The organism is Polaromonas sp. P1_F4 (assembly GCF_056405675.1).
In genome coordinates this window covers 22,299-40,661 of the sequence record NZ_JBFUBP010000017.1, presented here as the reverse complement: position 1 = coordinate 40,661, position 18,363 = coordinate 22,299, and the positions used below count along the sequence as shown (strand labels likewise).

16 protein-coding genes are annotated in these 18,363 nt (G+C 63.3%); 3 read left to right on the top strand and 13 right to left on the bottom strand.

Going from position 1 to position 18,363, the window contains the following annotated elements:
* Positions 1-9: 9 nt before the first annotated feature.
* Positions 10-414 (bottom strand): MerR family transcriptional regulator, encoded by a 405-nt coding sequence (locus AC1DYQ_RS22575; protein ID WP_457282826.1) that lies wholly within the window; start codon positions 412-414, stop codon positions 10-12.
* A gap of 126 nt (positions 415-540) precedes the next feature.
* On the opposite strand from AC1DYQ_RS22575, the gene AC1DYQ_RS22570 reads away from it, so the two are divergent.
* The gene (locus tag AC1DYQ_RS22570) at positions 541-1,635 is read left to right on the top strand and encodes an MBL fold metallo-hydrolase (RefSeq protein WP_477688673.1); all 1,095 of its coding nucleotides are present in this window, start codon (positions 541-543) and stop codon (positions 1,633-1,635) included.
* Between the two features lie 213 nt (positions 1,636-1,848).
* Here the strand turns inward: AC1DYQ_RS22570 and AC1DYQ_RS22565 are convergent, their stop codons facing one another.
* The 11 genes from AC1DYQ_RS22565 to AC1DYQ_RS22515 form a co-directional block, all read right to left on the bottom strand.
* Entirely contained in the window at positions 1,849-2,493 is a 645-nt protein-coding gene (locus tag AC1DYQ_RS22565) for a response regulator (RefSeq protein ID WP_457282824.1), read from the bottom strand.
* Between the two features lie 115 nt (positions 2,494-2,608).
* Positions 2,609-6,913, bottom strand: a complete 4,305-nt coding sequence (locus AC1DYQ_RS22560; RefSeq protein WP_477688672.1) for a PAS domain S-box protein — start codon at positions 6,911-6,913, stop codon at positions 2,609-2,611.
* A gap of 61 nt (positions 6,914-6,974) precedes the next feature.
* Positions 6,975-7,415: a response regulator gene (locus tag AC1DYQ_RS22555; RefSeq protein WP_348049366.1), complete on the bottom strand. Its 441-nt coding sequence runs from the start codon at positions 7,413-7,415 to the stop codon at positions 6,975-6,977.
* A gap of 148 nt (positions 7,416-7,563) precedes the next feature.
* Positions 7,564-8,589, bottom strand: coding sequence for a M48 family metallopeptidase (locus tag AC1DYQ_RS22550; RefSeq protein ID WP_477688671.1), 1,026 nt, complete (start codon positions 8,587-8,589; stop codon positions 7,564-7,566).
* 36 nt (positions 8,590-8,625) lie between these two features.
* Positions 8,626-9,405, bottom strand: a complete 780-nt coding sequence (locus AC1DYQ_RS22545; protein ID WP_477649341.1) for a lysophospholipid acyltransferase family protein — start codon at positions 9,403-9,405, stop codon at positions 8,626-8,628.
* A gap of 118 nt (positions 9,406-9,523) precedes the next feature.
* Positions 9,524-10,096: a D-glycero-beta-D-manno-heptose 1,7-bisphosphate 7-phosphatase gene (gene gmhB / locus AC1DYQ_RS22540; protein WP_477688670.1), complete on the bottom strand. Its 573-nt coding sequence runs from the start codon at positions 10,094-10,096 to the stop codon at positions 9,524-9,526.
* Between the two features lie 24 nt (positions 10,097-10,120).
* The gene (glyS, locus tag AC1DYQ_RS22535; RefSeq protein ID WP_477688669.1) at positions 10,121-12,226 is read right to left on the bottom strand and encodes a glycine--tRNA ligase subunit beta; all 2,106 of its coding nucleotides are present in this window, start codon (positions 12,224-12,226) and stop codon (positions 10,121-10,123) included.
* Positions 12,223-12,756 (bottom strand): metal-dependent hydrolase, encoded by a 534-nt coding sequence (locus AC1DYQ_RS22530; RefSeq protein ID WP_477672064.1) that lies wholly within the window; start codon positions 12,754-12,756, stop codon positions 12,223-12,225. Before AC1DYQ_RS22530 ends, glyS begins: the two co-directional genes overlap by 4 nt.
* A gap of 11 nt (positions 12,757-12,767) precedes the next feature.
* Positions 12,768-13,067 (bottom strand): antibiotic biosynthesis monooxygenase family protein, encoded by a 300-nt coding sequence (locus AC1DYQ_RS22525; RefSeq protein ID WP_477649325.1) that lies wholly within the window; start codon positions 13,065-13,067, stop codon positions 12,768-12,770.
* Entirely contained in the window at positions 13,067-13,987 is a 921-nt protein-coding gene (glyQ, locus tag AC1DYQ_RS22520) for a glycine--tRNA ligase subunit alpha (protein WP_348049382.1), read from the bottom strand. Before glyQ ends, AC1DYQ_RS22525 begins: the two co-directional genes overlap by 1 nt.
* A gap of 81 nt (positions 13,988-14,068) precedes the next feature.
* Entirely contained in the window at positions 14,069-15,049 is a 981-nt protein-coding gene (locus AC1DYQ_RS22515; protein ID WP_477688700.1) for a LysR family transcriptional regulator, read from the bottom strand.
* Positions 15,050-15,195: 146 nt separating this feature from the next.
* Between AC1DYQ_RS22515 and AC1DYQ_RS22510 the strand changes: the two genes are divergently transcribed.
* Positions 15,196-15,969, top strand: a complete 774-nt coding sequence (locus AC1DYQ_RS22510; RefSeq protein ID WP_477688668.1) for an SDR family oxidoreductase — start codon at positions 15,196-15,198, stop codon at positions 15,967-15,969.
* A gap of 81 nt (positions 15,970-16,050) precedes the next feature.
* Here the strand turns inward: AC1DYQ_RS22510 and AC1DYQ_RS22505 are convergent, their stop codons facing one another.
* On the bottom strand, positions 16,051-17,106 hold the full coding sequence (locus AC1DYQ_RS22505; RefSeq protein WP_477688699.1) for an asparaginase: 1,056 nt from the start codon (positions 17,104-17,106) through the stop codon (positions 16,051-16,053).
* A 265-nt stretch (positions 17,107-17,371) separates the two neighbouring features.
* Between AC1DYQ_RS22505 and AC1DYQ_RS22500 the strand changes: the two genes are divergently transcribed.
* Positions 17,372-18,280, top strand: coding sequence for a LysR family transcriptional regulator (locus tag AC1DYQ_RS22500; RefSeq protein WP_477688667.1), 909 nt, complete (start codon positions 17,372-17,374; stop codon positions 18,278-18,280).
* Positions 18,281-18,363: the final 83 nt, after the last annotated feature.

The window sequence follows — 18,363 nt, the reverse complement described above, 5'->3', positions numbered from 1 at the left end:
AGGTCACCGCTACGCCGCCTGCTTCGCTTTCTCAAGTTTCGCCAGCAGCGCCTTGGCCTCGCGCTCGTGCGTTTTCACCTCTTCGAGGTTGCCCTGCAGTTCGGTCATCTGCTCCTCCAGCTGTGCACGGTGCTGCGCCAGGATGGCGAGGAACTTGCGCAGCTGCGGCCCGGTGTCGCGCGGGCTGTCGTACATGTCGATGATGTCCTTGGCCTCGGTCAGCGACAGGCCCAGGCGCTTGGCGCGCAGGGTAAGCTTGAGCCGGGTACGGTCGCGCGCGGTGTAAACGCGGTTGCGCCCGCCCGCGCCTTCGCGCTGGGGCTGCAGCAGGCCCATGTCTTCGTAAAAACGCATGGCGCGCGTCGTCAGGTCAAACTCTTTTGCCAGGTCGCTGATGGTGTAGGTAGTGGCCATGGTGGTGAAGTCTTCTTTGCAAACGCTAAGGGCTCGTGGCTATTGAGACAGCGCGAAACAGGCGCGGTCCCTACAATGGTTGTGTATGACGTTTACGTAAACGTCAAATATACCGCGAATGATGACATGAACCTCCTTGAGCAGCAACTGGATTACCCCTTTGGAGATACCCTGCCCGAGTCGGGCATGACCATGGAGGTGGCGCCGGGCGTCAAGTGGATACGCATGGCCCTGCCCTTCGCGCTGAACCACATCAACCTGTGGCTGCTGCGCGATGAGATGGACGACCCGGACCGGGCGGGCGCGAAGATCCAGGGCTGGACCATCGTGGACTGCTGCATCAGCCGGGACGAGTCCAAGGCGCAGTGGGAAGCGGTTTTTGCCACCCAGCTGGAGGGCCTGCCGGTGCTGCGCGTCGTCGTGACGCATATGCACCCCGACCACATCGGCCTGGCGCACTGGCTCTGCGAGCGCTGGACCACGCCCAAACACGTGTGCATGTTGTGGATCAGCGCCACCGACTACCTTTCGGCCCGCATCGGCTCGCAAAGCACCACCGGCTTCGGCGGCGAGAGTGCAGCGCGCTTTTTTGCCGCGCACGGGCTGGTTGACCCGGAATCCGTCGAGAAAATCCGCGGCCGGGCCAGCTACTACCCCGGCATGGTGCCGGCCGTGCCGGCCAGCTACGTCCGCATCATGGACGGCATGACGGTTCGGATCGGTGGGCGCGACTGGCGCTGCATCAGCGGCTACGGCCATGCACCCGAACACATCGCGCTGCACTGCGAAGCGCTGGACACCCTCATCAGCGGCGACATGGTGTTGCCGCGCATTTCAACCAATGTGAGCGTTTACGACATGGAGCCGGAATCGAACGCGCTCACGCTGTTCCTGGAATCCATCGACAAATTCCTGCCGCTGCCTGAAGACACGCTGGTGCTGCCGTCACACGGCAAACCCTTTCGCGGCCTGCACACGCGCATAGGCCAGCTGCACGACCACCACCGCGACCGCCTGGCCGAGGTCATGCAGGCCTGCGCCGCCGCGCCCTGCAGCGCGGCCGACATCCTGCCCATCATGTTCCCCCGCAAGCTGGACCTGCACCAGACTACCTTTGCCATGGGCGAAGCGGTTGCGCACCTGCATGCGCTGTGGTTCGGCGAAAAACTCACGCGGCGGCTGGACGCCGATGGGATTTACCGGTTTAGCGTTAGTCCGTAAGCGGAGTCAAGACGGGCGCTATGTTTTTAGTAGCTGCTCGCGCTCGTCCCTATTGGCCTGCAGCCAGATTCAGCACATAGGAATGAGTGATCGTGGGACCCCTTCTTTACCAGCCGGGGCCGCGGAACCGGCTTTGCCGGGCCGCAGGCGCAGCGCCCCCTCGGGGGGCAGCGCATTACACGAAGCCGAAGGCGAAGTGAAAAGCGTGGGGGCTTAACTACGCCACTTCCGGTTAGCCGTCACCAAAGCGGTGAGGTAACCGTGCAACCATTCAAAATTGACAGGCTTTTTCAGCAGGTGGGCGTGCTGCGGCAGGCCCCCGCGGGCCTCAATGGCGTCGGGCGGCAGGCCGCTGATCACCACGATCTGCATATCGGCCAGCTGCACGTTGCGTTTGAGCGCCTTGAGCATCTCAATGCCGTCCACGCCGGGCATGGACAGGTCCGTGATCAGCAGGTCGGGCCGCATGCTGGCGATATCCATCATGGCCTCCAGGGCAGATGGCATCCAGGTGCAGTCAACCGGCAGGTCCCAGTCTTCAAACTGGCAGCGGTACAGCTCGCGGGTGTCTTCGTCGTCTTCCACCATCAGCACCCGCAGGCGGCTTTTGGGGTCGGTGTCGACGCGGGACAGCTGTGGGCTGTTTTTGGCCAGGTAGGCGTTGATGGACTGCAGCGCAATGCGGCGGTGCCCACCCAGCGTCTTCCACGCCTCGATTTCCCCTTTTTCAACCAGGGACTGCACCGTCGCAACGGAGAGCCCCAGAAGCTTGGCTGCATAGCTGGTGCCGCAGTAATCCTCGCTGGAGAAATCCGCAGCCGTGATCGCGGCCTCGAAGGACTTGGGTTCACGCGCCATGGCAGACCGAACGGGGATTGGAGTGTTTCATTTTGGGCATTTTAATCAATTCGACTCAATCGCTTCACAGAAAATGATAGTAAGCATCAACTAACACCAGCGGGCACTGCCAGCGTCAGGGAGACAGCGGTGCCGTGGGCAGGGTGAAGAAGAACGTTGCCCCCTTGCCGGGCGCCGCCTCGGCCCACAACCTGCCGCCGTGCCGCTTGATCACGCGGCTGACGGTGGCCAGCCCGATGCCCGTGCCCGGAAACTCCGCGACAGCATGCAGGCGCTGAAACGGCTTGAAGAGCTTGTCGGCGTAAGCCATGTCGAAGCCGGCACCGTTGTCCCTGACGAAAAACTCCGGCAGCCCCGCGGCATCCAGCTGGCAGCCTACTGTGATTTCGCTGAGGGGTTGCTGGGCGCTGAACTTCCAGGCATTGCCGATCAGGTTTTCCATCACCACCCGGACCAGCCGGCTGTCGCCGTGCGCCTTCAGGCCTTTTTCGATGTTCACCGCGACCTTGCGCTCGGGGTCGCGCACCCGCCATTCGTCCAGGATGATGCGGGAAAGCTCCGACAGGTCCACCACCTTGTTATTCAGGGGGGTGCGCGACACCTGCGCCAGCGACAGCAGGTCTTCAATCAGTTGCCCCATCTGCGCCACGCCGGCCTGGATACGTGCCAGGTAGTGCGTCACCTTCTCGCCGGCATCGGCCCCCAGGTGTTTGCCCAGCAGGCGGCTGAAGCCGTCAACGGTGTTCAGCGGCGAGCGAAGGTCGTGCGACACGGAGTATGAAAACGCTTCGAGTTCCTGATTGGACAGGCGCAGGGCGGCTTCAATGGCCTTGATCTCGGTGATGTCCGCGTCGATGCCCACCCAAAAGGCCACTTCACCGCGTTCGTCCAGCACGGGCGATGCGCGGTAGGACATGGTGTGCACGCCGTCCTTGGCCAGCACGCGGCGTATGCCCGAGTATTGCGACCGCGTCTCCCGGGCGACCTGCCAACGGGCCCTGATATCGGGGAGGTCGTCCGGATGAATGGCGGCAAACCATTGCGTGCCGGTCCAGTCCTCCATTTTGCCGCCCGCCAGGTCAAACCAGGCGCGGTTGAAGTAGGTGGCCGCGCCGTCCGGGTCGCTGGTCCATACCACTTGGGGCGCCTGTTCGGCCAGCGCCCGGAAGAGCGCCTCTTGCCGCTCCAGCGCCAGTGTGCGCTCGGCGACTTTCTGCTCCAGTCCGGTGTTGAGCTGGCTGACCTCCTCGATCAGGCGGGAGTTCTGGATGGCGATGGACGCGAGCTGGGTCAGTTCGAGCGCCACATATTCGTCCTCCTGCGTGAACTCGCCCTCGTATTTGTCGGACAGCTGGAGCAGCCCGATGTTCTTGCCGTCGCGGCCCGTCAACGGTACGGCCAGCCAGCCGCGCATGGCCGGATGCTTGTCGGCGTAACTGCCGAAGCCGCGCCAGCGCGGATGCGCCTCCAGCTCGGCCTGGGTCATGCGCATGGACCGGTTGGTCTGGCAGACCAGGGCGTAAATGCCGGTGCCGTCGGGCGCCTCGATCATGTCCCGGTATTTCGCATATTTTTCGGAAAGCGACAGGGCGTTGATGGCTTGCCCCCAGTCGCTGTTCACGGTGAGGCTGACGATCGCCTGGTGCGCGCCTATCACCCCCCGGGCCTGCTCGGCCACCTCGTGCATGGTGCTTTCAAGCGTCTGGTGCCAGGTGATGGCCTGGGCCGCGTCAGCGGCGCGCTGCAAGGTGTACAGGTGTTCCTGGACCTCATTTTCAACCTTGACCTGGGCCGAGATATCCAGCGCCAGGACAAAACGCGCCGGCCGGCCGGCATACTGCACCGAGGTTGAAAATGGGCGGGCAGTGAAAAATGACCCGTCCTTGCGGCGATGTTCCCAACGCTCCCTGACGATCAAAGGCGAGGCGGTGTGCTGGGTCCGGAGGTTTTGAGCTTCCGCTTCGCTGCGAATGTCGTAGATCGTCATCGACAGAAACTCTTCCATCGTATAGCCGTAACTCTTGACGGCGGCTTCGTTGACCGTGAGGAAGCGATAGGTCTCGGCGTCAAAAACCCACATCGGAATCGGCGCCATTTCAAACAGGGCCGAGTAGCGGTGCTCGCTTTCCACCAGCGCCTGCTCTGCCAGCTTGCGCTGGGTGATGTCGCGCTGCACCGCGACCCAGTGGGTGTAGTGGCCTTTGGTGTCGGTGATCGGAACAATGTCGAGCTCCAGCCAGACTTCCTCGCCGCTCTTGGTGTAATTGATCAGCTCGGCGCGTACGGGCTGCCATTTTTCCAGTGCGGCCTTGATGCGGTCGAGCTCGTCCCGCTGCGTTTTGGGGCCCTGCATCAGGCGTGGCGTTTTTCCCAGTACCTCTTCACGCGTGTAACCGGTACGGCGCTCAAAAGCGTCGTTGACAAAGATGATGCGCGGGCCGGCGCCATCGATGGGGGCGGCCTCGGTGATGAGCACAATGTCGTTGAGCCGGGATACGGCGGTTTCCAGAAGGCGCAGATGCGCCTGCGCTTCGTGCTGTTCCGTGATGTCCTGCAGCACACCGACCAGGCTCACGACCTTGCCGTCCCGCTGCAAAGCCCGGCCCTGCGTGCGCACCCAGATGCGCCGGCCCTTTGCCGTGATGAGGGGCAGCTCCAGGTCCCATGGGGTACCCTGCTTCAGGGCTGCCAGGGCGACCGAGCGGATGGTGCGCCGCGCTTCGGGTGCATAAAAGCCGAGCGCCTCCTCCACCCCGAGGCCGGCCGCCGGATCGAGTTCGTGGATGCGGTAAATTTCTTCAGACCAGTAAGGCGTCATGGTGTCGACAACGACCTCCCATCCGCCGACTTTCCCGAGCGCGCCGGTGCGGTTCAGCAGCTCCGTGCTGCGGGCCACCACCAGTTCCGCGCGCTTGCGGTCGGTAATTTCCTGGATCACGCCGGAGCGGCGGCGCCCCGACGGCCCGCGGCCCGCGCCTTGCCCCTCCTGCCCGGTGTCCCCGGGCTGCGCTTCGTCAGCGCGGCCAAACAGGTGGACCCATCGAATCTCGCCAGCGGACGTGACGATGCGGAACTCCATGTCCAGCGGCTGGTTGCTCCGAACGGACAGATCGCGCCGTTCCTTGAAGGCCTGGCGGTCCCCGGGATGGACCAGCTGCATGAATCCGCCATGGCTCCTGTCGAAGGTCGTGCGGTCAACGCCGAGCACCTCGTAAACCTCATCGGACCACCAGCTTTCATCAGTGCTGGTGTCCAGCTGCCAGTAGCCGATGCGGCCCAGGCGCTGGGCGTCCCGCAGTTTCTGCTGGATGGCTTCGCTGTTTGCCAGTTCGGCCTCCAGGACACTCCGATGTTGCTCAAGCGACTCGGCCATGCGGTTAAAGCCCGTGGATATCTTCGCAAACTCCCCGAAGTCGTCAGGCCGGCCGGGCGGTATCCGCACATCCAGCCGGCCGTTCTGAAGCTGCCGGATGGCCTCAAGGATGTTTCGGGTGGGCTCCACGATGGCACGCCCGCCAATGACCCAGGCAACGCCGCCGCCCACAAATGCCACCAGCAACAACACCACCAGTTCCAGCCACAGCTGTTCCCGGCTGGCGCCCACGACCAGTTCGCGGTCCAGGCTGACCGCCACAAAGAAAGCGGCGTGTACGTCGGGGCTGCTGGGCATGAAAGCCCACAGGCGGCGTTGCCCGGTGCCGTCCTGCCCATCGCTGGTTCCGGCACGCATCTGCTGCACGGCCGCCTTCAGCACGGGGCTTCTGGCCACCTGCCCGATCCGTATGGGGAGGTCGGGTTTGCCCGCCAGCAGCACGCCGCCGCGGTCATGTATGCCCAGCGCGCCGCCGGGCGGCAGCTGGACGTCGATGGTGGATTTCGCCATCTCGGCCAGGTCAACCGACGCAAAAGCCACGATATCAACGCGCCCGTCCTTGTCCAGCAGGGGCAACGCAAATGTGATGGAAGGCCGGCCCGTGGCACGCCCCACAATGTATTCACCCACCACAAAGCTGCGCTGCTCAACGGCATTGCGGAAATAGGCCCGGTCGCCCAGGTAGCCGAGCCGCACGCCTTCCTGCCCATTGCACAGCGCATAGCCGTCCGTTCCCACAATGCCGAAATTGGCGTAAAGCGGAAACAGCTTGTTGAGCTCTACAAGGTAGCGGTTGCAGCGGTCGGCGTTGCCGTCCCGCAGGCCGGGCACATGAACAATTGCCGTCAGTATCTGCCGGGCCGATTCCGCCAGGCGCTGCTGGCTGGATGCGGCCAGCGATGCGGCGAATTGCAGGTCGGTCTGGGCGCGCTCGACGGCGGTGTCGGCGTTGTAGACGGCCTTGAAAATGGACAGGCCAAACATCGGCACGATCGCCACCAGAACGAGCATGACAAGGCGGGTCCGCAGCGTGATATGAAGCTTCATGGCATCAGCGCCGCAGGTACCGGCACCGGGTGTTTCTGGTCCACCGGTGCGTCACGGGATGTCAGCCGGCCGCGATGGATTCATTGACGCCCAGCCAGTACGCCTGCAGGCGGTTGAGCTTTTCGGTCAGCCCCCCAAAATCGACGGGTTTACGGACAAACCCGTTGGCCCCGCTCTGGTAACACGCCACGATGTCGGACCGCTCGCTGGAAGATGTCAGCATGACCACCGGCACCAGCGCAGTCAGGGGATTGGCCCGCACGCTGCGCAGTACGTCCAGGCCGGACAGCTTGGGCAGCTTCATGTCGAGCAGGATGAAAGCCGGCTGCCTTTGCGTGTCGCGCCCCGCATGGGCACCCTGGCCGAACAGAAAGTCCAGCGCCTGCACACCGTCCCGGGCGACGGCAATCTCGGCTGTGACGCCCTGCTCCTCCAGCGTCAGCACGGTCAGTTCCAGGTGGTCCGGGTTGTCTTCAACTACGAGTATGAGTTTGTCGTTCATGTGGACTTCAGGTGCGCGGAGTCAATCCCTGTCGTTTTCTGGTTTTTGGTGTTTTCTCATATTACCAAGTAAAGAAACGCCGCAGTACTGTGATTTGTACCCCTTTCACGTCTCTTGACGGGGCTTGCCCGGGCGCTGCAGCGCAGGCCTACCAGCGGGGGATCGCTTCGTCCTTGAGCTGGCCGCGCAGCTCGGCGTAGTCAGGCACCACCGCGCGCACGGTGTCCCAAAAACGCGGGCTGTGGTCCATGACACGCAAATGGCTCAATTCATGAACCACCACGTAGTCGATCACCGACTGCTTGAAATGGATCAAGCGCCAGTTCAGCCGGATGGAACCATCGGCGCTGGCGCTGCCCCAGCGGGTGCCGGCGCTGGAAAGGCTGAGCTTGCGCCACTGCACGCCCAGGTGCGGCGCGAAATGGTTGAGCCGCTCGGTAAAGACCCGCTTGGCCTGGCGCATCAGCCAGGCCTGCACGGCGTCGCGGATCTGCTCGGGCGTGGCATGGTGGGGCAGGCCCACATGCAGCGTCAGCTGCGCCACACCGGGCAAGGTGCCGTTGGGCGCATCGTCGTTGCCCTGCAGCAGCACTTCGGCGGCGGTGCTGGTCTTGAGTTCGGCGCCAACACCACCGAAAGCGTGCCGCGGATCGATCACCACAATGACCTGGTCGCCCAGGAAGGGCAGCGTGGTGCCGTCCTTCCAGTCAATGCGCGCGGACTCCAGGCGTTCATGGCGCGCGCGGGTTTCCTGCAGCTTGGCCAGGATCCAGCCGGATTTTTCCAGCACGGCCTTGTCGATTTCATACAGCGGCACCCATTTGGGCGCGCTCACCGTGAGGCCGTCGGCGCCGGCAGAAAAGCCGATGGTCTTGCGTTTGCTGCGGCGGAACTCGTAGGCCACCAGCACGCCGTCCAGCACGGTCTCACGGCTGGCGCGGTGGTGGCGGAAAGTAGCCGGAGCCAATGCCTGCTGGATGGTTTGCGCGGGAAGATGGGGCCCCACAAAATCGGCCGTTGCTATATTTTCAATAGCTGGTGGCGCCCGGCTATCGGGCGCTGCAGGCCTTTTTGGCTTGATTTTTCTGGCTTTGGAGCCGCTGGGAACGCCAGCAAGCGGCGCCGGCGCGGAATCAAACAGGTCGAGCGTGAACTGAAGAAGCCGTTGCATCATGGCAGTTTAGCTTGACAGCATGGGCAGGCTGGCCGCTCAGGTATTGGGTGCGACGGGTGTGGCGGGCGCGGCGACCACTTCACCGGCATAAGCCTCGGGGTCAAGGCGCCGCATTTCGGCTTCGATCCAGGTTTCCACCTCGCGCATCAACTCGTCGGGCTGCCGGCCGGTGCTGTCAATCGGTTTGCCGATGGAAATGTCAACAATGCCCGGGGTTTTGATGAAGGCCTTGCGCGGCCAGCATTTGGCCGAGGTCACGGCAATCGGGATCACGGGAGCGCCGGTTTCAATGGCCAGGCGCGTACCGCCGGATTTGTAAGTGCCCTTCTGGCCGCGCGGGATGCGCGTGCCTTCGGGGAACATGATGACCCATGTGCCCTGCGCCATCAGGCGCTTGCCCTGCACCACGACCTTGTTGAAGGCCTGCGACCGCTGGCTGCGGTCGATGTGGATCATGTCCATGCGCGCCATGGCCCAGCCGAAGAACGGCACGTAGAGCAGCTCTTTCTTGAACACATAAGCCAGGGGATGCGGCATCAGCGTGGGCATGCACAGGGTCTCCCAGGTGCTCTGGTGCTTGAGCAGCAGCACGGCGGCGCTGGTCTGGCCCGTAGGCAGGTTTTCCATGCCGGTTACCCGGTTCTTGATGCCCAGGATGAAGGTGCCACCGCTGACCGCCACACGCAGCCAGCCGGCACACATCCAGTACATGGTGTTGCTGCTGACGAACAGTGAGGCGATCACCACAAAGGTAGCCCAGGGGATCACCGTGATGGCCATCCACAGCAAGTGAAGGATTGATCGAATCAGGCGCATGTCAAGGTTTCCGGTATCAAGCAGGTTGTGGATGCTGGTGTACAGCAGTTTTCACGGTGTTTCAAGGCTCTGGCCCTTATGTGGCGGGCGCGAGCAGCTAGTATTTTTATAGCATCACCTACAGGGCCACTTGCAGGGGCCGGGCGCTGCGTTCCAGGATGAAATCGGCAAATGCCGACAAATCAGCATGCACCTGCGTGCCTTCGGGCAGGCCCTCGGGCTGCCCGCCGCTGCGGTAGCGCGCCGACTTGCCCGTCAGCACCAGGTGCGGTTCGCACCCGGCAGCCGCGCCGGCCTGCAGGTCGCGCAGCGAATCCCCTGCGGTGGGCACCCCCTTGAGCGGCACGCCGAAACGCGCGCCGATCTGCTCGAAAAGCCCAGGCAGCGGTTTGCGGCAAGTGCAGCTGTCTTCGGGGGCGTGCGGGCAGTAAAACACCGCATCGATGCGCCCGCCGACAGCGGCCAGCAGCTTGTGCATCTTGGCGTGCATGGCGTTGAGCGCCGCCACGTCAAAGAGGCCACGCCCCAGCCCCGACTGGTTGGACGCGATCACGACGTGCCAGCCGGCATGGTTCAGGCGCGCAATGGCCTCCAGCGAACCCGGCAGCGGCAGCCACTCGTCCGGTGCCTTGACGAAGTCGTCGCTGTCGCTGTTGATGGTGCCGTCGCGGTCGAGGATGATGAGTTTCATGGTGGTTTGCCTTTGGCTGGAAGCTTACGCCGCTAGCTTGGACAAGTCAGCTACCCGGTTCATCGCTTGATGCAGGGTGGCCAGCAGGCCGAGGCGGTTGACCTTGAGAGCCGGGTCTTCGGCATTGACCATCACGCCGTCGAAGAAGGCATCGACTGGTGCCTTGAGCGCGGCCAGTGCCTGCAGCGAGGCGGCGTAGTCACCGGAGGCAAAAGCAGCTTCGGCTTTGGGGCCCACGGTCTTCAATGCATCAGCGAGGGATTTCTCGGCGGCTTCCTGCAGCAGCTCAGGTTTGACGGCAGCTTCGACCGTGCCTTCAGCCTTCTTCAGGATGTTGCCGACGCGTTTGTTGGCCGCAGCCAGCGCAGGCGCTTCAGGCAGCGCGGCAAAAGCACGCACGGCCGCCAGGCGTTTGGCCACATCGCCGAGACGTTGGGGCTTGAGCGCCAGCACGGCATCAACCTCTTGCGCGCTGTAGCCCTGCTCGCGCAGGGAGCCGGCGAGGCGGTCGTAGATGAAGTCGACCAACGCCACGGAGGCATCCTGAATCTTGTCACCGAACACCGGCTGCGCGCCCTGTACCAGTTCCAGCAGGCCCAAAGGCAGGTCTTTCTCGACCAGCATGCGGATCACGCCCAGTGCATGGCGGCGCAGCGCGAACGGGTCCTTGTCGCCCGTCGGCAGATTGCCGATGCCGAACATGCCGACCAGCGTTTCCAGCTTGTCGGCCAGCGCAACGATGACGCCGACGGTGTTGCGCGGCAACTCGTCGCCGGCAAAACGCGGCTTGTAATGGTCTTCAATGGCGTCGGCGACGTCAGCACTGAGGCCGTCGTTGAGCGCGTAGTAACGGCCCATGGTGCCTTGCAGCTCGGGGAACTCGCCGACCATGTCGGTCACCAGATCGGTCTTGGCCAGTTCGGCGGCGCGCTGCACATCGGCGACATTGGCATTCAGGCGATTGGCAACGGCTTCGGCAATGGCGCGTACGCGCTGCGTACGCTCACCCTGCGTGCCCAGCTTGTTGTGATACACCACCTTGCCCAGGCCTTCAACGCGCGAAGCCAGCGTCTTTTTGCGGTCCTGGTCGAAGAAAAACTTGGCATCCGCCAGGCGCGGGCGCACGACGCGCTCGTTGCCGCCGATCACGGCGCTGGCATCCGTCGGGCTGATATTGCTCACGACGAGAAACTTGTTGGTGAGCTTGCCCGACGCGTCGAGCAGCGGGAAGTACTTCTGGTTGGCCTTCATCGTGAGGATCAGGCATTCCTGCGGCACGCCGAGGAATTCTTTTTCGAATTCGCAGACCAGCACGTTGGGACGTTCGACCAGCGCGGTCACTTCGTCGAGCAGGGCGTCGTCTTCAATCGCCCTGGCGCCGCCGCCAACTTTGGCCGCGGCTGCAGCAAGCTGCTTGATGATTTCGGCTTTGCGCGCGGCAAAACTGGCGATCACCGCGCCGTCTTTTTGCAGGGTAGCGGCGTAGGCGTCGGCATCCTTGAGCACCACCGGGTCGACGGCCGCTTCAAAGCGGTGGCCGTGTGTGATGTTGCCGGCCTTCAGGCCCAAGGCCTCGATAGCGACCACCGAATTGCCATGCAGCGCGACCAGGCCGTGCGCCGGGCGCACAAATTTCACATCGCTCCAGCCGTCGGCCAGCTGGTAGGTCATGACCTTGGGAATCGGCAATTTGGCAATGGCTTCGAGCAAGGCTTTCTGCAACCCCTCAACCAGCGTCGCACCCTTGACGTTGCTGTCGTAAAACAGCGCCTCTGCCTTGCCGTCGGGCGCGCGCTTGAGACCTGCAACCGCCGACGCATCGGCGCCCAGCGCCTGCAGCTTTTTGAGCAGCGCGGGTGTGGCATTGCCCGAAGCATCCAGCCCCACCGCCACCGGCATGAGTTTTTGCGAAACAGCCTTGTCGACGGCCTGTGCGGCCACCGCCGTAACATGCGCGGCCAGACGGCGCGGAGAGGCAAATGCCGTGAGGGCCGAATCTGCCGCCGTCAGGCCCTGGGTCTTGAGCTGCTCGAACAGCACGCCGGCAAAGGCATCGCCCAGTTTTTTGAGCGCCTTGGGCGGCAGCTCTTCGACAAACAGTTCAACGAGAAGATTTTGGGAGGCGTTCATTGGTTTTTTCGGGAATGTCGGAGCGCAAAAATGGCCAGGGCTGCAACCATCAGCGGCAGCCAGATGGTTTGGATCTCATTGAGCAACACGTCGGCGCCGCGTTGCGTGAAGAACCGGGAAAAGGAGACCGGCGAAACTTCAACCGGCCGCCATGGGCTGAAAAACCGCTGGTCGGAAAACGGCCAGTAGAGAGGAATGGCCACGCCGCCATTGGTCAGGGTGTCCAGCAAGGGATGCGAGAACACGCAAAGCGCGATCCACGCATAGCCCTGCCATGGCGCCAGTTTCCAGTGCCGCGCCAGCCACCAGCCGATGAGGCCCACAACGAGCGCAAAGCCCAGGGTATGGGTAAAGCCGCGATGCCCCCAGATACCGCCGTAATGGATGCCGAGCTTGAAAGCGATGCCGTCAAAGTCGGGAAGGATGGCCGCGACCATGCCCGCCGCCAGCATGGAAGGCGGTATCCGCTTGCTACCGAGGGCCACTGCAGCAGCAACGGGGACGGCGATGTGGGAAAAGATGGTGGGCATCGAAGATCAGCTCACCGTTTTGGCGTGGCATCGGCGTAGTGCAACACCGTGGGAAACGGATCGTAAAAATGGTGAAGCAGCTTGCGCCATGCCTGGTAGGGCTCTGACTGGCGGAACCCCACGGTGTGGTCTTCCAGGGTGTTCCAGCGCACCAGCAGCATGTAGTGGTGGTCGTTTTCCAGGCAGCGCTGCAACTCGTGGCCCTGGTAGCCGCCCATTGACGCGATGATGGCCTGCGCCTGGGCAAAGGCCGCCTCGAAAGCGGACGCTTCGCCGGGCTTGACCTGCAACTGGGCGATTTCCAGAATCATCAGGCCGCCTTCTTCGCCATTTGCTCGACCCATTCACGCGGCGCCATCGGGAAGCCCAGGCGCTCACGGCTTTCGTAATAGCTTTGTGCCACGGCGCGGGCCAGGTTGCGGATGCGGCCGATGTAGGCGGCGCGCTCGGTCACGCTGATGGCGCCTCGGGCGTCCAGCAAATTGAAACTGTGGGCAGCCTTGAGCACCTGCTCATAGGCCGGCAGGGCCAATTGCACGTCGATCAGGTGCTTGGCCTGCTTTTCGTGCGCGGTGAAGGCGGTGAAGAGGAAATCGGCGTCGCTGTGTTCGAAGTTGTAGGTGGACTGCTCGACTTCGTTCTGTTTGTAGACGTCGCCATAGCTCAGTTTGGAGCCATCAGGCCCTTCGGTCCACGTGAGGTTGTAGACGTTGTCCACGCCTTGCAAATACATGGCCAGGCGTTCCAGGCCGTAGGTGATTTCGCCGGTGGCGGGTTTGCAGTCGATGCCGCCGACCTGCTGGAAGTAGGTGAACTGCGTGACTTCCATGCCGTTGAGCCAGACTTCCCAACCCAGGCCCCAGGCGCCCAGCGTCGGGTTTTCCCAATCGTCTTCGACAAAACGGATGTCGTTTTTCTTCAGGTCAAAGCCCAGCGCTTCCAGCGAACCGAGGTAGAGCTCAAGGATATTGGCGGGTGCGGGCTTCAAGACCACCTGGTACTGGTAGTAGTGCTGCAAGCGATTGGGGTTCTCGCCGTAACGGCCGTCCTTGGGGCGGCGGCTGGGCTGTACATAGGCGGCTTTCCAGGGCTCGGGGCCCAGCGCGCGCAGAAACGTCGCGGTGTGCGAAGTGCCTGCGCCGACTTCCATGTCGTAGGGCTGCAGCAGCGCGCAACCCTGGTCAGCCCAATAGGACTGCAGCTTCAAAATAATTTGCTGGAAAGTAAGCATAAGAGTGGAGTTTTGCCAAACGCGGGGCACCTGGATTGCAGGCCCGGGGAGCGGCGCCTCAGGTGGCGGCCGCCAAGCCGGTCATTTTACGCGGCGGCGCGCGGGCGCCTTGGTGAGCGCCTTACCGGTCGGCATCACTGGCGGCATCTGGGTGGGCGGCACATACCAGCCGGGCCCGGTCTTGAAGGCCTCGACCAGGAAATCCACCATCACACGGACCTTGGCGCTCAGGTGCCGGCGGCTGGGGTAGACCGCCAGCACGTCGATTTCAGGCATGCGGTAGCCCGGCAGCAGGGGCACCAGCCGGCCTTCGCGCAGGTCTTCCCCAACCAGGAAGGCCGGCTGCCAGATAATGCCCAGCCCCGCCACGGCCGCTTCGCGGGCTGTGTCGCCGTTGTTGGCGTGCATGATGTAGTTGACCTTGACCACATGGGGACGCCCCTCGCCGTCGATGAAATGCCATTCGTTGGCGGTGGCGGCATAGGTGTAGCCCAGGCAGCGGTGGCCCGCGAGGTCGGCGGGCACAGCCGGGCGGCCGTGCTTTTTCAGGTAGGCCGGTGCGGCACAGAGGATGTTGCAGGAAGTCGCCAGCTTGCGCGCTGCATGGGTGGCCGGCCCCGCGCGCGAGACGCGTATGGCGAGGTCGTAGCCCTCTTCCACGATGTCCACCACGCGGTCGCTGAGGGCAATGTCGAGTTCCACCTCGGGATAGCTTTGCATGAAGCGCGGCCACAGCGGCGCCAGGTGACGGATGCCAAAGCTCACAGGCGCATTGATGCGCAGGCGCCCGCGCGGCTGCAGGGTTGCCGACGAGGCCAGCGCCTCCGCGTCGGCAACCTCTTCAAGAATCGACTTGCTGCGCTCATACAGCGCTTCGCCGCTTTCGGTGAGCGAGAGCTTGCGGGAGCTGCGGTTGAGCAGGCGCGTGCCGAGGTGGGCTTCCAGCTCATTGATATAGCGGGTGACGTTGGCCGGCGAGGTGTCCAGCGCGTCGGCTGCGCGCGTAAAACTGCCGCGTCCCACCACGGCGGCAAACACCTCAAACGCACGCAGCCGGTCCATTTCAAGCCCAATCATTCATAAAAGATGAATGATTAAATCAGTTTTACGGCCTTCCTCCAATAGAAAATGAAACTTACATTGGACTCATCGGCAGGCAGGAAGCCCACCGAACCAGGAACCCCCTACCCAAGACAAAGGAAATCGACATGACCACGCAAACCACTTCATTCACACCCCGCTTCGCCAACAAGACCGTGCTGGTCACGGGCGGCAACAGCGGCATCGGCCTGGCCACCGCCTTGCAATTCGCCGGGCAAGGCGCGCGGGTCGTCATCACCGGCCGGGACCAGGTGTCACTGGACCAAGCCAAAGCCCAACTGGGCACAGGCGCCATCGCCCTGCGCAACGACGCAGGCGCCAGCGACTCGGCCAAGGCACTGGCCAGCGCATTGGCCGCCGAAGGCATCACGCTGGACGCCGTGTTCATCAATGCCGGCCTGGCCAAATTCGCCCCGCTGGAAAGCGTGGACGAAGCACTCTGGGACGACACCTTCAATGTCAACGTGAAGGGCGCCTTCTTTGCGATCCAGGCGCTGTCGCCACTGCTGAACACGGGCGCCGCCATCATCCTGAACGGCTCGATCAATGCCCACATCGGCATGCCCAACTCCAGCGTCTATGCCGCCAGCAAGGCGGCGCTGATTTCGCTGGCAAAAACGCTGTCGGGTGAGCTGGTGGCGCGTGGCATCCGCGTCAATGTGGTGAGCCCCGGCCCGGTGCAAACGCCGCTGTACGGCAAGCTTGGCGTGCCTGCAGACCAGCTCGATGCGCTGGCCGCCGGCATCCAGGCGCAAGTGCCGCTGAAACGCTTCGGCACGCCCGACGAAGTGGCCGGCGCCGTGGTGTATTTGTCATCGCCTGAGGCGGCTTTTATTGTCGGTACCGAGCTGATCGTCGACGGCGGCATGAGCCAGCTGTAAGCACCTCCCGCGCACGCCGCGAGAACGAACAAGGGCGATGCCGCTGCCGGCATCGCCCTCTTTTTCTGATTACGAAAAAACTCAGTATTGCCAGAAGATGCGCTGCAGCTCCTTGCTGTCAATGTTCTTCGTCAAGGCCACGGCGGCCAGGATGCGGGCCTTTTGCGGGTTCAGGTCGTGCGCAACCACCCAGTCGTACTTGTCGTCAGGCTGCTCGGCGTTGCGCAGCACAAAGCCTTCGGGCACGCGCGAGGAGCGCACGACCTGGATGCCTTTGGCGCGAACTTCCTGCAGCGCAGGAACCACACGGTCGGCCACGGAGCCGTTGCCGGTGCCGCCGTGGATCAGGGCCTTGATGGCAGTCTTGCCGACAGAGTCCACCGTAGAGCGCGGCACGTTGCCGTAGCCATAGACGATATCGACCGGCGCCAGCGCTTCGAAATCATCAATGTTGAATTCGGACTGCGCGGTGTGGCGCTTCACAGGCGCGCGGAACCAGTAATTCTGGCCTTCCACCACCATGCCCAGCGGGCCCCACTGGCTCTTGAAGGCCTCGGTCTTGATGTTGATGGTTTTGGTGACATCACGGCCGCTCTGGAGTTCGTCGTTCATCGTGACCAGCACGCCTTTGCCGGCGGCGTCCTTGCTGGCGGCCACGCTCACGGCGTTAAAAAGATTCAGCGCGCCATCGGCTGACAGCGCCGTGCCCGGACGCATGGAGCCGACCACCACGATGGGCTTGCTGGTGCGGATCACGAGGTTGAGGAAGTAGGCGGTTTCTTCCAGCGTATCGGTGCCGTGGGTGACCACGATGCCGTCCACGTCGGACTGCTTGACCAGCGCCGAGATGCGTTTGCCCAGCTTCATCAGGTTGTCGCTGGTGAAACTTTCGGAAGCAATTTGCGAGACCTGCTCACCCTTGACGTTGGCCACGTTGGCCAGCTCGGGCAGGCCGGCCAGCAGTTTGTCGACCGGTACCTTGGCGGCGGCATAAGTCGCGCTGTTCAGTGCTGAGGCGCCGGCGCCGGCAATGGTGCCGCCGGTGGCCAGGATCACGACATTGGGTTTGGCGGCGGTTTGCGCCAGCGCGGGCGCGCCGAGCGTGGTAAAGGCCACCAGGCCAAGCGCGGCGCCCATGTGACGAAATGTTGAGGCTATTTGCATGTATGTCTCCAAGGAAATGGAATTTGTCTGATTTTTTGCGCACAGCGAGCAAAACCAGCGGTTTCACCAGCCTGTGCGGCGATTTCCCTGGCCTTGCGGCCAAAGGTGGCTCATCGTAGCGACGCTGGCAGCCCCCAGCGATGCATAATGTAACGAGGGGTATGAATAAAACTCACACCCCTCAGCAGCATGGCCCCATGCATCTCCGGCGACCTGGCAGCGACATACCCGCAGCGACATGAACCTCAGGCAACTTGAAGTCTTCCAGGCGGTGATGCAGACCGGCAACATGAGCGCCGCGGCGCGGCTGATCTGCATCACGCCCTCGGCCGTCAGCAAGACGATTGCGCACACGGAATTGCAACTGGGCTACAAACTTTTTACCCGCGGCAAGGGCACGCTGGCCCCCACGCCCGAAGCGCGCGTGCTGTTTGAAGAGTCTTCGCAAATCCACCAGAAGCTGGACGGGCTCAAGCGCATTGCCGTCAACCTGCGGCAGTCGGCCGGCGGCCAGGTGCGGCTTGCAGCCATTCCGTCCGTCAGCCACGAGTTTTTGCCGCTGGTGCTGGAAAGGCACATGGCGCGCTACCCGCGCGTTCGCGTCGAGGTGCGCACCCTGCACCAGGACCAGATGGTGCAGGCACTGTTGACGCGCAGCGTGGACTTTGCCCTTGGTTTTTATGAACACCCGCACCCGTTGCTGACCAGTTCGACGCTGGTGAGCGGCCCGCTCTACCTGGCCGTCACGCGCGACATCTGGCAGCGGGCCGTGAAGGCAAGACGCCAGAACCCGATGTCCTTCCTGGCCAGCATGCCGCTGATACGGCTGGTGGGTGAGGACCCGATGTGCCAGTCGATCGACGACCTGGCGCGCCACCTGGGCCTGACCGCCCCCGAGGGATTGCAGGTGCACACCTCGCGGCTGGCGCTGGAGCTGGTCAAGCGCGGCATGGGCTGGACGGTGGTGGACTTCCTGACGGCCAGCAACCTGGACCCGCAATCATTGACCGCGGTGCCGCTGCATGACTTTGCCCAGGCGCCACTCCAGATGTATTTTGCGAGCAGCACACCACCTGGTCAGGATGCGCTGCGCATGCTGGAGATGCTGCCAGAACTTTTACACGGCGTGATGGCCTCGACCCACTGAGCGCCGCACCTCCGAGCCAGCAGGTGCCGCGGAACCGGCTTGCCGGGCCGCAGGCACCGTCCCCTGCAAGGGGAAAAGGGGCT

Coding starts and splice junctions, on each gene's coding strand:
- glyS (WP_477688669.1), bottom strand. CDS start 12,226: ATGAACGCCTCCCAAAATCTTCTCGTTGAACTGTTTGTCGAAGAGCTG.
- AC1DYQ_RS22505 (WP_477688699.1), bottom strand. CDS start 17,106: ATGGGCGCCGCGCTTGGCCTGGTGGCCTTTACCACGCTCGGCGCGCCC.
- AC1DYQ_RS22525 (WP_477649325.1), bottom strand. CDS start 13,067: ATGATTCTGGAAATCGCCCAGTTGCAGGTCAAGCCCGGCGAAGCGTCC.
- AC1DYQ_RS22560 (WP_477688672.1), bottom strand. CDS start 6,913: ATGAAGCTTCATATCACGCTGCGGACCCGCCTTGTCATGCTCGTTCTG.
- gmhB (WP_477688670.1), bottom strand. CDS start 10,096: ATGAAACTCATCATCCTCGACCGCGACGGCACCATCAACAGCGACAGC.
- AC1DYQ_RS22515 (WP_477688700.1), bottom strand. CDS start 15,049: ATGGACCGGCTGCGTGCGTTTGAGGTGTTTGCCGCCGTGGTGGGACGC.
- AC1DYQ_RS22545 (WP_477649341.1), bottom strand. CDS start 9,405: ATGCGCCTGATTCGATCAATCCTTCACTTGCTGTGGATGGCCATCACG.
- AC1DYQ_RS22500 (WP_477688667.1), top strand. CDS start 17,372: ATGAACCTCAGGCAACTTGAAGTCTTCCAGGCGGTGATGCAGACCGGC.
- glyQ (WP_348049382.1), bottom strand. CDS start 13,987: ATGCTTACTTTCCAGCAAATTATTTTGAAGCTGCAGTCCTATTGGGCT.
- AC1DYQ_RS22565 (WP_457282824.1), bottom strand. CDS start 2,493: ATGGCGCGTGAACCCAAGTCCTTCGAGGCCGCGATCACGGCTGCGGAT.
- AC1DYQ_RS22510 (WP_477688668.1), top strand. CDS start 15,196: ATGACCACGCAAACCACTTCATTCACACCCCGCTTCGCCAACAAGACC.
- AC1DYQ_RS22570 (WP_477688673.1), top strand. CDS start 541: ATGAACCTCCTTGAGCAGCAACTGGATTACCCCTTTGGAGATACCCTG.
- AC1DYQ_RS22575 (WP_457282826.1), bottom strand. CDS start 414: ATGGCCACTACCTACACCATCAGCGACCTGGCAAAAGAGTTTGACCTG.
- AC1DYQ_RS22555 (WP_348049366.1), bottom strand. CDS start 7,415: ATGAACGACAAACTCATACTCGTAGTTGAAGACAACCCGGACCACCTG.
- AC1DYQ_RS22550 (WP_477688671.1), bottom strand. CDS start 8,589: ATGATGCAACGGCTTCTTCAGTTCACGCTCGACCTGTTTGATTCCGCG.
- AC1DYQ_RS22530 (WP_477672064.1), bottom strand. CDS start 12,756: ATGCCCACCATCTTTTCCCACATCGCCGTCCCCGTTGCTGCTGCAGTG.